This window comes from Staphylococcus simulans, assembly GCF_002902285.1.
In the GTDB taxonomy this organism is placed as follows: Bacteria; Bacillota; Bacilli; order Staphylococcales; family Staphylococcaceae; genus Staphylococcus; species Staphylococcus simulans.
Genome location: NZ_PPRU01000057.1, coordinates 1 through 14,272, shown reverse-complemented (window position 1 = coordinate 14,272; position 14,272 = coordinate 1). Strand labels below are relative to the sequence as shown.

Sequence of the window (14,272 nt, the reverse complement as noted above, 5' to 3'; positions counted from 1 at the left end):
AGTTTATAATGAAACAAAACATTACATTTTGCTTATAATCTTGATTTTTTAATTTGAAACCAAGCATTTTTTTGATATTGTGTTTATATCATATCAAAGGAGTGCTAAGCCATTGTTTAAATTTCATAAACATGCAATACAAAACGCAAAACCGCAAAATGTTAAAATAGCTCTTTTTAGTATTCTAACATTTATTGTCTTTCTATTACTGACTGGATTGACATTACAGCCGTTAACACAGAGTATCTCGATGTTTATTATGGCGATGATGTATCAATCTATGTCACCGCAAATTTTATTACCGGTGATTATCAGTCTTATCATACCATTAGCTTTCTTTATTTTTGTTGGATATCACCTGGCTGCAGGTGCCATCAATATTATTTATAAAGGTATCCATAAAGAAAAAGTTAGTTTGCTTGATGCTTTAGAAGCATTTAAAAAAGGCAGCTATTTAAGAGCTGTTAAATTAGCATTGTTTACTTTACTCTTTATCGCGATACTGAGTCTGATTCGTTACTTACTGACTCAATTGTTCAGTTTAGGTATCGGAGCGTTGTTGAGAAGCGGACAAAGTTACTTTATGGAACATGTCGGTGTATACATCGCTGTTCAATTGATCGCGCTAACTATTTTAGCGATTGTATTATCATTCTTTATTTGGACATTCACATACATCATGATTGCATATACAGTCGCATACTTTAAAGACCGTCAGGCCGGTGCATTCCAAGATGTTAAACACGCATTTAAATCTATGAAAAATGGTCATCATTCATGGTTCAAACTATTACTTGGACTTGTAGTATTAGATTTAATTGTTATTATTCTAGAAACACCTGTTTCTCAACTTGTCGCATTCTCTACAAGAAGTATTTCACAAAATGTGGCAGGCGTTTTAACAGTTGTTTTACTAGTCATTATTATCATCGTACGAATTGTCGTTTATTACTTAAACGTTAATGCGATTATCGCATTCTTCAGTACAGTGACTGATGGGGTTGTACCTCACCGTGCACCTTCTCGTCAACAACGTAAACAACAAGCAAAAGCAGAACAAAAAGAACAAGAAGAAACAACAGCTCCTGTTAAAGAAACAGAAACGAAAGAAACTGCAAAAGAAAATGATAAAGAAGTTTATCAAGATACAACTTTTGATCACTTACAATCAAAGAATAAAGAGATTGATGAACGTTCTGATGAATTTAAAAAATAAGCAATAAGAAAGCGTATGAAGGAATTATAACAAGTCCTTCATACGCTTTTTCTATTTATTGATTCAAAAGATTAGATTCTAAATAACGTGCTGCACCATCTTCATCATTTGTATAAGAAGTGACGTCTTTTGTCAGTGCTTGAATTTCAGGGCGTGCGTTTTTCATTGCGACTGTATAATGACCGAAAGCAAACATAGAACGGTCGTTATCACTGTCACCAATTACAAGTGTATCTGATTGAGGAATATTAAAGTGTTCAATCATTTCTTTAATACCTGTTCCTTTATCGATACCTTCTGCCATTGTTTCTGCATTAAAACGTGATGAGTTGGAAACTGTGATTTCTAGTTGTTTCTGTTCATCAATTAAATGTTCTCTGAATTTCGTGATTTTCTCTAAATCTGGTGTGAACATATAAATTTTAGAAAATTGCATTTGCGGTAATGTATCTACCCAGTTCACGTTGCCATTTAAAGCATGCTTACGAGAATTCCATTCACTGATACCTACATTATTCGGTGGTGTATCGCCTGCACAAGTTGCTTCAATCCATTCACGGTCTTCTTTTAAAATCATACGCTTACCGCTAAATGGAAAGACTTCATAATAAATATGTTGTGCTTTAGCACTTTCTACAATTTCAGTTACTGCTTCATATGTCAGACTATGTTCAAAAATAGTGACACCCTCTGCGTCTCCTCTTGTACCGTTAGATGAGATAACACCATCAATTTCAAAGTTTTCAGGTGTTAAATGTTCAATTTCATCAAATGAACGTCCTGTCGCAATAAAGACTTTGTATCCATTTTGACGTAATTGTTTGATTGTTTCTGTTGTTTTATCTGATACTCTATTATTTTCTTGTAAAATCGTTCCATCCATATCTAAGAATATCGCTTTTACATTATCCATTACTTTTCCTCCAAGTTGTTGTTATCGCCTTGATTATGGCATTTTCAGACTGTTTTCGCAACTTTCTTCAAATAAAAAAACTGCCACTCTGCAAAGAGAATGACAGTTTCGTTAATAATCAATTATTCTACTGTGACTGATTTTGCTAAGTTACGTGGTTTATCCACATCTAAATCACGGTGTAATGCTGCATAGTATGCAATCAATTGTAATGGAACCACAGATACAAGTGGTGTTAACAATTCATTTACTTGAGGAATGACATAAGTGTCTCCTGCTTTGTTTAATCCATCCATTGAGATAATGCAAGTATGCGCACCACGTGCAGCAACTTCTTTTACGTTACCGCGAATTGATAGATTAACATTCTCTTGTGTTGCTAAAGCAATCACTGGTGTTTGATCTTCAATTAAAGCAATTGTACCGTGTTTTAATTCTCCGCCAGCAAATCCTTCTGCTTGAATATATGAAATTTCTTTTAATTTTAATGCGCCTTCTAAGCTGACATTATAGTCAATTGTACGACCGATAAAGAAGGCATTACGAGTTGTTGCTAAGAAATCTTTCGCAATTTGTTCCATGTATTCAGCATCGTCTACAATTGCTTCCATCGCATTTGCGACTTTCGCAAGTTCTTGTAATAAGTCTACAGTTTCTTCTTGGCCATGACGTTTAGCCACAATTTGAGACAAGATAGCAAGTACTGCAATTTGTGCTGTATAAGCTTTTGTAGAAGCTACAGCGATTTCTGGTCCAGCATGTAATAATAATGTATGATCCGCTTCACGTGAAAGTGTTGAACCAGGTACGTTTGTTACTGTTAATGCTTTATGACCACGTTTTTTCATTTCAACTAATACAGCACGGCTGTCTGCTGTTTCACCTGATTGTGAAATATAGATGAATAATGGTTTTTTAGATAATAATGGTGTGTTATATACGAATTCAGAAGCGACATGTACTTCTGTTGGGACACCTGCCCATTTTTCGATAAATTCTTTACCTACTAAACCTGCATGATAACTTGTACCTGCTGCGATAATATAAATACGGTCAGCTTGTGCGACTTCATCGATAATCGCATTGTCCATTTTCAAGTCGCCGTTGTCATCTTGATATTCTTGAATAATACGACGCATAACAGCAGGTTGTTCATGAATTTCTTTTAACATGTAATGATCATAAACACCTTTTTCAGCATCAGCCGCATCGATTTCAGCAGTGTACGTTTCACGATCTTGTACATTGCCATCTAAATCTTTGATTTCAACTGAATCGCGTTTAACAATAACAATTTCATGATCGTGAATTTCTTTATATTCATTTGTTACTTGCAACATTGCTAAAGCATCTGATGCAACAACGTTGAATTTTTCACCAACACCGATTAATAATGGTGATTTATTTTTCGCCACGTAGATTGTATCGTGGTCTTCTTCGTCTAATAATGCTAAGGCATAAGAACCATGTAGTAATTTAACGACTTTAGTGAAGGCTTCTTCAGTAGATAAGCCTTCATTTGAGAAATGTTCTACTAATTGTACGATAACTTCAGTATCTGTTTCAGATAAGAAATTCACATCTGAAACGTACTGATCACGTAACTCTTCATAGTTTTCAATCACACCATTGTGAACTAAAGTAAAGCGTTTAGATGCTGATTGATGCGGATGAGAGTTTTCATAGTTCGGCACACCATGTGTCGCCCAACGTGTATGACCAATTCCTACTGTTCCATCTACATCACTGTTGTCAGCTACATTTCTTAAATCTGCAATACGACCTTTTTCTTTAAATACTGTCGTACCTTCATCATTCACAAGTGCAATTCCTGCAGAGTCATAACCTCTGTACTCTAATTTCTCTAAGCCTTTTAACAATACTTCTTTCGCATTATCATATCCGATATATCCTACAATTCCACACATAATTCAATTCCTCCGTATTCTTCATTCCTAACGGTTACCCTTTTCACGGGGGAATCTTTCAGTTTCATATTAAATTTTTTTGTATCGAATATAAATTGATTCCGCCTAAATTTACTTTATAGAGTCCCTTCTCACTTGAACTCTACAAAATAGACGTACTAATCCCCTTGTGTGAGTACCGTTCAAAAATATAAACTTGGGTCTGTTTACAAACTTTGTGCATCGAGTCACCTCAATGTTTTACCTTGTAAACTTACGACTGACCTTATCCGAGACAGCATCCGCCGATAATCCGATCACTGTCTTCCTCGTCGACAATTTAAAGCTATGCTTGCTATTACATCTTCTGCTCTAAGATATAAATCTACGCAAATTCCAGCTTGTCATTGTACGGGCGCTATAATTATGGTTTAACCTGTCTATCCCCCTTTTACACGTAATATAAGTATTTTACAATGAGTGATTTTATAAATGCAACTATTTTCACAACCTGTATCCGCTTACACTCTAAAGTTTTTTGCTAACTGCAAATTTTTTCTATTTCAAATTATGTTTCTACTATTATATATAGGCTATTTTATAAATGTCATTATCTCTGTGACAAAGTACCATTTAGATTAGATTGTAACCGCATCCATGTCAGTCTTAAAATTGAGCTATATCAAAGTTATTAAGAGAGGTGGATGACAATGTCAAATTCACAGGAAAATAAAGGGATTGGACGTAAGGTCCAAGCATTCGGCTCATTTCTGAGCAGTATGATTATGCCAAATATCGGTGCATTTATCGCGTGGGGCTTTATTGCAGCGATCTTCATTGATAATGGTTGGTTACCTAACAAAGATTTAGCTGAATTAGCAGGACCAATGATTACTTATCTGATTCCATTACTAATTGCTTTCAGCGGTGGACGTCTGATTCATGATTTACGCGGTGGTATTATCGCAGCTACTGCAACGATGGGGGTTATTGTTGCACTGCCTGATACACCAATGTTACTCGGCGCAATGATTATGGGGCCGCTTGTTGGTTGGCTTATGAAGAAAACAGATGAATTCATCCAACCTAGAACACCACAAGGATTCGAGATGTTATTCAATAATTTCTCTGCTGGTATTTTAGGTTTCATCATGACTATTTTCGGTTTTAAGATTTTAGCACCTATTATGAAGTTAATTATGCATCTTTTATCTGTTGGTGTAGAAGCATTAGTACATGCATATTTATTGCCGTTAGTCAGCATTATTGTTGAACCAGCAAAAATTGTGTTCTTAAATAACGCAATCAACCATGGTGTCTTCACACCACTTGGTGCAGACCAAGCTTCACATGTAGGTCAATCTATTTTATATACAATTGAATCTAACCCTGGACCAGGTATTGGTGTCCTTCTCGCATACATGATTTTTGGTAAAGGTACTGCCAAAGCAACATCTTATGGTGCTGGTATCATTCAATTCTTTGGTGGGATTCATGAAATTTACTTCCCATACGTATTGATGAGACCTTTCTTATTCGTAGCAGTTATTTTAGGCGGTATGACAGGTGTAGCAACTTATTCATTATTAGATTTTGGATTTAAAACACCTGCTTCACCAGGATCAATCATTGTTTATATTATCAACGCACCTAAAGGTGAATTCTTAAGCATGATTATTGGTGTACTTTTAGCAGCACTTGTTTCATTCGTGGTTTCTGCTTTAATCTTGAAATTTACGAAAGACCCTAAACAAGATCTTGCAGACGCTACAGCTAAAATGGAAGCTACTAAAGGTAAAAAATCAAGTGTTGCATCTAAATTAAGTGGTAATGCAGAAAGCAAATCTGATGAGCAGACACAAGCCGCTTCAACTTCACAAGTTGATGGTGATGCCCTTTTAGACAAATACAACACTGAAGATGTCGACGCACACAATTACAATAATGTTCAACATGTCATTTTTGCTTGTGACGCAGGCATGGGTTCTAGTGCTATGGGTGCCAGCATGTTAAGAAACAAGTTCAAGAAAGCTGGTCTTGAAAACATTGAAGTGACTAACACAGCGATTAATCAATTACCAAGCGATGCAGAACTTGTTATTACTCAGAAAAAATTAACAGATCGCGCTATCAAGCAAGTACCTGATGCGATTCATATTTCAGTAGAGAACTTCTTGAACTCTCCTAAATATGAAGAATTGATTAATAACTTGAAAGAAGACCAAAATGGTTCAACTACAACTGCTTCAGCAACAAACAGCCAAGAAGACTTGACTGAACAATATAATACTGAAGATGTTGATGCTCATAACTATGACAATATTAATCATGTTATTTTCGCATGTGATGCAGGTATGGGTTCTAGTGCTATGGGCGCCAGTATGTTACGTAACAAGTTCAAGAAAGCTGGTCTTGATCATATCAAGGTCACTAACACAGCGATCAACCAATTACCAAGTGATGCACAACTTGTAATTACGCAAAATAAATTGACAGACCGTGCTATCAAACAAGCACCCAATGCTGTTCATATTTCGGTGGATAATTTCTTGAACTCGCCTAAATATGAAGAATTGATTAATAACCTTAAAGAAGACCAACAATAGATTAGAACTTCTTTAAAAAGGAATGCAGGTGAGGCCTATGTTGTTAAGCAACAGAGAAAAAGCAATCTTAGAGTTACTCATTAAATCGCACGGCCAATATATGACTATTTATGATATTGCACAACAACTCGCCGTTTCATCACGTACGATACACCGTGAACTTAAAATTTTAGAACAAGATTTGTCTGAACTAAATTTACAAATCGATAGAATTCCCAATAAAGGTATCCAGTTAGAAGGTTCACAAGCAGCAATTGCTAAACTCCAAACAGAGCTTAGCAACATTGCTGCTTTAGACCTGACAACTGCTGAACAAAAAACCATTATTTTATATGCATTGATACAAAGTAGAGAACCTATAAAGCAATATAGTTTAGCACATGAAATTGGTGTTGCTCAGACTACGTTGACAAAGTTGCTCGATGAATTAGAACAAGATGCATCAGAATACCAACTCGAATTAGAACGACGACGAGGTGCTGGTGTCAGCTTAAATGGTTCAGAAGCAAAGAAACGCGAGATGTTGAGTCATCTTATGGTTGAAAATTTAAATAGCACCAGTGTTTACTCGGTCATAGAAAATCACTTTGTATATCAATCATTAAACACTTCTCAACTTTCAATGGTAGAACTTGATCATATTTTCCAAGTTGAGCGTGTATTAATGGATTACCTTAGTGCTCTACCCTATACATTGACAGAAGCGAGTTATTTAACGCTGACTGTTCATATTGTATTGAGCATTGACCGCATTAAACACGGTGAAAATGTTTCTATTGACGAAACGATTTATCAATCAGTCAAAGATACAGAGGAATATAACATTGCTTCCTCATTAACTAAACAACTATCACACATTTATGACGTAACTTTCAACAAAGCAGAAATCACTTTTATTACGATACATTTACGCGGTGCTAAAAGAAAACACGAAGACTATCAATCTGAAGAACTGTTAGATAACAATTACAAAATCCAACAATTGATTCACCTGGTAGAAGAAAGTTCTCAATATTCATTTGTAAATAAATCGAATTTAGCTGCGGGGTTAAAATTACATTTAATACCTGCGATGAACCGTTTAAATGCTAATATTGAAACACATAATCCTCTGACAGAGATGATTAAAAATAAATATCCAAAACTTTATAACAGTGTCTCAAATAGTTTATCGAAGATTTGGCCTGAGCTTTACTTTCCAGATAGCGAAATTGCTTTTGTTGTTTTGCATTTTGGGGGTTCACTAAAAGCTAATAGTCTACCAGATTATCATGTGTTAGTTGTATGTAGTTCTGGTATAGGTACCAGTCGTGTGCTAGCCACACGCTTACAACAAACTTTTCCAGAAATTACACAAACTAAGCAAGCATCATTAAGTGATTTAAAACAATTAAATCTCAATGCTTATGATGGTATTATTTCTACTTTAGCATTAGATATTAATGAACATTATATTCAAGTCAATCCATTATTACCGGATGCAGATATCAAATATGTTTCTAACTACTTGAACACACAAGCAAACGAAAACAGAGTGACTTCTAGTTCATCAAGCGAAATTTCATCTTTAAATCAGGATCAGATTATTGAGACCATTCAAAGGTATTTGGATGTGATTGAAAATATTTATGTTGAAGATGCAACAATCACAAATTGGCAAGATTATTTAGCGAAACGATTAGCTAAACATAAAAGTATTCTAAGCAAATCACAATTTAAACAAGTATTAAAAACATATGCAGAGGATAGAAGCATTACATTAGCTCCCTATCCTATAGGACTACCACATCTAAAACATGCGCTGATTGTAAAGCCAATGGTATTGATTACAAGGTTAAAACAACCATTAACTATCGTTGAACAAAATCAAGAACATACCATCAATTATTTAATCAGCATGTTTTTACCAGAAGATAGCCCATCCTCACCTATCGTTAGTGCTATTTCAGAAGTAATTACATGTAATTTACATCAAATTGATGAATTAATGCAAAATCCTAACGAAATTATAGATGAGATGAAGAAGGCTTTTATTAGAGAAACAAAACAAATTTTATTAACGGAGTGATTATTTATGTCAGAACTATTCAGTAATGAAAATATCTTTTTAAATCAATCTTTCAAGAACCAAGAAGAAGCTATTGAAAAAGCTGGACAAGCTTTAATAGACGCTGGTGCTGTAACTGATTCTTATATTCAAGCGATGAAAGATAGAGAAGAAGTTGTTTCTACTTACATGGGTAATGGTTTAGCGATTCCTCATGGTACAGAAGAAGCAAAAAATGCAGTATTGCAATCAGGACTTACATTACTACAAGTACCTGACGGTGTTCAATGGGGAGACGAAACTGCTAAAGTCATCGTTGGTATTGCCGGTAAAGATGGCGAGCATTTAGATTTATTATCTAAAATCGCAATTACTTTCAGCGAAGAAGAAAATGTTGAACGTATTTTAAATGCACAAAGTGCTGAAGAAATTAAAGCTGTCTTTGAGGAGGCTGATGCATAATGAAAGCAGTACATTTTGGTGCAGGTAATATTGGTCGAGGATTTATCGGCCAAATCTTATCTGAAAACAATGTAGTTGTCACTTTCTCAGATGTTAACGCTGAGATTGTAGATGCATTAAATCAAGACCAAGCATACCAAGTTATTCTTGCAGACGAAGATAAAACAACTACGACAATTAATGGCGTTGATGCAATTAACTCAAAAGATAATCCACAAAAATTACATGATGCCTTATTAGAAGCGGATATTATTACTACAGCTGTAGGTGTTAATCTGTTACCGATTATCGCAAAATCCATTGCACCTGCACTTCAAGAAAGAACAAAACCTGTAAATGTAGTTGCCTGTGAAAATGCAATTATGGCAACAGATACATTAAAATCTGCAGTACTTTCAATTACAGGTCCTCTATCAGATGAAATTCATTTCGCTAATTCAGCAGTGGATCGTATTGTTCCAAAACAAACACAAGATAATATTTTAGATGTGTTAGTTGAACCTTTCTTTGAATGGGTTGTTGAAAAAGATGCTTGGTATGGTAAAGAGTTAGAACACATTAAATATGTTGACGATTTAACACCATATATTGAACGTAAATTAATGACAGTTAATACTGGTCACGCTTATTTAGCTTATGCCGGTCAATATCATGGCTATCAAACAGTACTAGAAGCTGTAGAAGACCGTAATATTGAAGAAGGCCTACGTCAAGTATTGAGCGAAACAAGCCAATATATTACTGAAGTATTTGGATTCTCTCAAGATGAACAACGAGCTTATGTAGAAAAAATAATCAATCGTTTCAAAAATCCATATCTTTCAGATGATGTAACAAGAGTTGGTAGAGGTACTTTACGTAAAATTGGTCCTAAAGATCGTATAATTAAGCCGCTTGCTTATCTTTATGATAAAGACTTGGAACATCAAGGTTTAGTTCAAGCAGCTGCTTACTTGCTTAAATATCATGATAAAAATGATGAAGAGACAGTTAAGAAAGATGAATACATTGAGAAGCATGGAGCAATGGATTTCTTAGAAGAATATGCACAAATTAATGAACCACTTGCGGAAGAAATCAATGATGTTTATCTAGAACTTTAATAGATATAGATTTAGACTGAAGCTATTTTAAACAGCTTCAGTCTATTTTTGTACCACAAATCAAAAAACTGAGACTTTCTTACCAGTCTCAGTTCTTCAAAGTTAATTATTCATTTAAACCCATTTTTTCTTTAACTACATCTGCAATTTGTTGTGCATAGCTTTCAGCTTTTTCATCTGTTGCAGCTTCTACCATGACACGTACTAATGGCTCTGTACCTGAAGGACGTACTAAAATGCGTCCTTCACCGTTCATGTCAGCTTCTACGCGGTCCATTTCTGCTTTAACATCAGCATTATCAGTTACTGCATATTTATCTGTTACACGTACGTTAATTAATGATTGTGGGTATTTTTTCATTTGTTCAGCAAGTTCGCTTAATGGTTTACCTGTTAATTTCACAACAGCTGCTAATTGTACACCTGTTAATAAACCATCACCTGTAGTATTGTAGTCCATCATTACGATGTGGCCTGATTGTTCACCACCAAGGTTGTAATTACCTCTACGCATTTCTTCTACTACATAACGGTCGCCAACTTTAGTTTTATTAGATTTGATGCCTTCTGCTTCTAATGCTTTGTAGAAACCTAAGTTACTCATAACAGTAGAAACAATCATGTTGTCGTTCAATTCTTGGTTTTTAGACATTTCTTGACCAATAATGAACATGATTTGGTCACCATCAACAATGTTACCTTTTTCATCGACAGCAATTAAACGGTCTCCATCTCCATCAAAAGCTAAACCAAAGTCGCTTTCAGTTTCCACAACTGTTTGCGCTAAAGCTTCTGGATGCGTTGATCCGACACCGTCATTGATATTGTAGCCGTCTGGGCTGCAACCAATAACTTCTGTATCAGCTTCTAAATCACCGAATAAGAATGGTGCAAGTTGTGATGTTGAACCATTTGCGCCATCTAACGCAATTTTTAAACCTTCAAAATTAACATCGACAGTTGATTTTATATAGCTTAAGTATTTTTGAGTACCTTCGAAGTAGTCCGAATACTGAACAATATCATTTCCGATTGGACGTGGTAAGTCAGGATTTTCTTCGTCTAATAATGCTTCAATTTCTTGTTCTTGATCATCAGATAATTTAAAGCCGTCTGAGCCGAAGAATTTAATTCCGTTATCTGCCACTGGATTATGAGAAGCTGAAATCATAACACCTAATTCAGCATCCATTTCTTTTGTTAAGTATGCTACACCTGGTGTAGAAATAACGCCTAATCGCATTACTTCAGCACCGATAGAAATTAAACCTGCGATTAACGCAAATTCCAACATTTCCCCAGAAACACGTGTATCACGTCCTACAAGGACTTGTGGATGCTTCTTGTCTTCATTGTGCGCTAAAACATAACCGCCGTATCTACCTAGTTTAAAAGCCAACTCTGGAGTTAATTCTTCGTTTGCTACACCTCTGACTCCGTCTGTCCCAAAATATTTGCCCATTTCAAAATTCTCCTTTAATGCTTAATTTATTTCGCTGATATAGTAGCTTTGATATCGCCCGCATCAGCATCTTTAACTTTGTCAGGTAATTCCATCTTCACAGCAGCTTCATCTGAATTTTCGAAGTCTGCTAAATCAACTACTGCTGTTACACTATGGATATCACTTAACTCATCTCTATTTCCAAAAATTTCAATTTGTTGTTTAGACAAATTAACATTATCAGCATTTAACTTAGAATTTGATTTACCGATAACTTTCTTTTTAATATCTACTTTCTTGCTGTAAGGTTCTAACTCTACAGTAATATTAACAGTGCTTGGTTTTGTAATTACATCAAGTTTCTTCAAGTTTTTATCAAAAGCTACAATTTCACCGACATCTGTTGTATCGTCGTTGATATCTGTATCATTTTTGAATGTTGCTTTTAAGTAAGCAATACTATCTACTTGATGTTGTCCACCTATCACTTTAACTTTCTTTGGTGTCACAGTTTGATTTTTGATTTGATAGTTAGAATTGATGTACGATTCACTCACATCAGGCGTTACTGTCATCATCTTTGTTACTTTCTTCTCAAGATTAACAGTCGCTTGTTTAGGATTAACAGTACCCTCTACTTCATTATCCAAACCTTTAATAACGTAATCGACTTTGTGACGACCTAATGATGTTTTAGTTAGATCTAATTCGACTTTAATGTCATCTGATTGTTCTGCTTTCAACACTTTGGATTGCGTACCTTTAATTTGAACGTCTACGCTGTCAGGTATGCCTGAAGCGTATAAATTTTTACTGTTATATGTAGCTTCTACAGGTACATTCGAAATTGTGCGTGTTGAAGTTTGTGATAGTTTAGATGTTCCAAAGATATCTCCAAAGACATTGTTCACTGTTAAAAAGAAAGCTAATGCTAAGACAAATGCTACAAATCTTAAACCCCATTTGCTCTCAAACATTCTACTTCACGCCTTTCTTTGGAAGTCTTGTATCAAACCAATGTTCAGCTAATAATTCTTCAAAGACTTCTAGTGAGATGTCTTTACGTAATTTTCCATCAAACGTCACAGAAATAGAACCAGTTTCTTCAGATACCACTGCGGTAAATGCATCAGAAACTTCTGAGATACCTACTGCAGCACGGTGTCTTGTTCCTAAACTCTTTGAAATCTTAGAACTATCAGAAAGTGGTAAATAACAAGCAGCACTTGCAATCTTTGTTCCTTGAATAATCATTGCACCATCATGCAACGGTGTATTAGGAATAAAGACATTCGTCAAAAGCTCTTGTGAAATATCAGAATCCATTGGTATACCTTTCTCAATGTAATCTTGAAGACCTGTCTTTTTCTCAAACACAATTAAAGCACCAATTCTTCGTTTGGCCATGTATTGTACTGCTCCGCCAACTGCTTTAATCAATTTCTCTTGATCTGCTGATGAATTAGCAACATAGCGTTTAAACAGGTTACCTCTACCTAACTGCTCAAGTGCACGTCTGATTTCTGGTTGGAAGATCACAATGATAGCTAAGAACCCCCATTGGATAACCATATCAAACAATCTTGCAGTAGTAGTCAAGTCTAAAGCAGCACTGACCCAACGACCAATTACAATAACAATGATACCTTTGAGTAGTTGGATTGCTTTAGTACCTTTGAATACTGTGATTAACAGATAAATCACATACCAGACTATAAGCAAGTCTAGAATACTTGTTATTAACTTTACCGTATTGAAATTTTCAAAAATGCCGCCAAAATTCATAGCATCTCCTCCGGTAACCTAATTACAATGAATGCTGTATGATTGATTATTACAGCGCTCATACATATAAATTATAGCATACATCCCCCTTTAGCTTAGAATAAAAATACATACACAATTGAATTATATACTTGAATTCAAATAGCAAAGGAAAAAATGCAATAAAAAAAGCACCCTTATCACAAGGGTGCAAGAGTGAGCCATAGAGGATTCGAACCTCTGACCCTCTGATTAAAAGTCAGATGCTCTACCAACTGAGCTAATGGCTCTAATGGCTGGGCTAACTGGATTCGAACCAGTGAGTGACGGAGTCAAAGTCCGTTGCCTTACCGCTTGGCTATAGCCCATTAGATGGTGGAGGGGGGCAGATTCGAACTGCCGAACCCGAAGGAGCGGATTTACAGTCCGCCGCGTTTAGCCACTTCGCTACCCCTCCGACAAATATATATAATTCAAAATGGTGGAGAATGACGGGTTCGAACCGCCGACCCTCTGCTTGTAAGGCAGATGCTCTCCCAGCTGAGCTAATTCTCCAATATGTAATGACCCCGACGGGACTCGAACCCGTGTTACCGCCGTGAAAGGGCGGTGTCTTAACCGCTTGACCACGGGGCCATATGGCTCCACAGGTAGGACTCGAACCTACGACCGATCGGTTAACAGCCGATAGCTCTACCACTGAGCTACTGTGGATTAATATCATTGCCTGGCAACGTCCTACTCTTGCGGAACGTAAGTCCGACTACCATCGGCGCTAAAGAGCTTAACTTCTGTGTTCGGCATGGGAAC

The 14,272-nt window shown here is 35.8% G+C and carries 10 protein-coding genes, 6 tRNA genes and 1 rRNA gene; 5 read left to right on the top strand and 12 right to left on the bottom strand.

Features of this window, described 5'->3' with window-relative positions:
* Positions 1 to 112 precede the first annotated feature (112 nt).
* Positions 113 to 1,216: a hypothetical protein gene (locus CD112_RS12390; RefSeq protein ID WP_070626511.1), complete on the top strand. Its 1,104-nt coding sequence runs from the start codon at positions 113 to 115 to the stop codon at positions 1,214 to 1,216.
* Between the two features lie 55 nt (positions 1,217 to 1,271).
* Here the strand turns inward: CD112_RS12390 and CD112_RS12385 are convergent, their stop codons facing one another.
* Positions 1,272 to 2,129 carry an HAD family hydrolase gene (locus CD112_RS12385; protein WP_002481832.1) on the bottom strand — a complete coding sequence of 286 codons (858 nt, stop codon included), beginning with the start codon at positions 2,127 to 2,129 and terminating at the stop codon, positions 1,272 to 1,274.
* Between the two features lie 122 nt (positions 2,130 to 2,251).
* Positions 2,252 to 4,057: a glutamine--fructose-6-phosphate transaminase (isomerizing) gene (gene glmS, locus CD112_RS12380; RefSeq protein ID WP_002481833.1), complete on the bottom strand. Its 1,806-nt coding sequence runs from the start codon at positions 4,055 to 4,057 to the stop codon at positions 2,252 to 2,254.
* Between the two features lie 689 nt (positions 4,058 to 4,746).
* Here glmS and CD112_RS12375 point away from each other — a divergent pair.
* Genes CD112_RS12375 through CD112_RS12360 form a run of 4 tightly spaced genes read left to right on the top strand, consistent with a single transcriptional unit; the run spans position 4,747 to position 10,254 of the window.
* Complete coding sequence (locus CD112_RS12375; RefSeq protein WP_103364402.1) at positions 4,747 to 6,642, top strand: PTS mannitol transporter subunit IIBC; 1,896 nt, start codon at positions 4,747 to 4,749, stop codon at positions 6,640 to 6,642.
* 37 nt (positions 6,643 to 6,679) lie between these two features.
* A complete protein-coding gene (locus CD112_RS12370) occupies positions 6,680 to 8,710 on the top strand; it encodes a BglG family transcription antiterminator (RefSeq protein WP_070626513.1) in 2,031 nt (676 codons plus the stop codon).
* A 6-nt stretch (positions 8,711 to 8,716) separates the two neighbouring features.
* On the top strand, positions 8,717 to 9,151 hold the full coding sequence (locus CD112_RS12365) for a PTS mannitol transporter subunit IIA (RefSeq protein WP_002481836.1): 435 nt from the start codon (positions 8,717 to 8,719) through the stop codon (positions 9,149 to 9,151).
* On the top strand, positions 9,151 to 10,254 hold the full coding sequence (locus tag CD112_RS12360; protein WP_103364401.1) for a mannitol-1-phosphate 5-dehydrogenase: 1,104 nt from the start codon (positions 9,151 to 9,153) through the stop codon (positions 10,252 to 10,254). Before CD112_RS12365 ends, CD112_RS12360 begins: the two co-directional genes overlap by 1 nt.
* Positions 10,255 to 10,360: 106 nt before the next feature.
* Here the strand turns inward: CD112_RS12360 and glmM are convergent, their stop codons facing one another.
* From glmM to rrf, 10 genes are all read right to left on the bottom strand, one after another.
* Positions 10,361 to 11,716: a phosphoglucosamine mutase gene (glmM, locus tag CD112_RS12355; protein ID WP_002481838.1), complete on the bottom strand. Its 1,356-nt coding sequence runs from the start codon at positions 11,714 to 11,716 to the stop codon at positions 10,361 to 10,363.
* A gap of 26 nt (positions 11,717 to 11,742) precedes the next feature.
* Complete coding sequence (locus tag CD112_RS12350) at positions 11,743 to 12,675, bottom strand: CdaR family protein (RefSeq protein WP_070626516.1); 933 nt, start codon at positions 12,673 to 12,675, stop codon at positions 11,743 to 11,745.
* A 1-nt stretch (position 12,676) separates the two neighbouring features.
* Positions 12,677 to 13,483: a diadenylate cyclase CdaA gene (gene cdaA / locus CD112_RS12345; protein ID WP_103364400.1), complete on the bottom strand. Its 807-nt coding sequence runs from the start codon at positions 13,481 to 13,483 to the stop codon at positions 12,677 to 12,679.
* A 196-nt stretch (positions 13,484 to 13,679) separates the two neighbouring features.
* Positions 13,680 to 13,752 (bottom strand) — tRNA-Lys (locus tag CD112_RS12340).
* Between the two features lie 3 nt (positions 13,753 to 13,755).
* Positions 13,756 to 13,830, bottom strand: a tRNA-Gln gene (locus tag CD112_RS12335).
* Between the two features lie 5 nt (positions 13,831 to 13,835).
* A tRNA-Tyr gene (locus CD112_RS12330) sits at positions 13,836 to 13,919 on the bottom strand.
* A 22-nt stretch (positions 13,920 to 13,941) separates the two neighbouring features.
* Positions 13,942 to 14,017, bottom strand: a tRNA-Val gene (locus CD112_RS12325).
* Positions 14,018 to 14,026: 9 nt separating this feature from the next.
* Positions 14,027 to 14,098 (bottom strand) — tRNA-Glu (locus CD112_RS12320).
* A 3-nt stretch (positions 14,099 to 14,101) separates the two neighbouring features.
* Positions 14,102 to 14,176 (bottom strand) — tRNA-Asn (locus CD112_RS12315).
* Positions 14,177 to 14,187: 11 nt separating this feature from the next.
* Positions 14,188 to 14,272: ribosomal RNA gene (gene rrf / locus CD112_RS12310) — 5S ribosomal RNA — on the bottom strand; the annotation flags it as partial.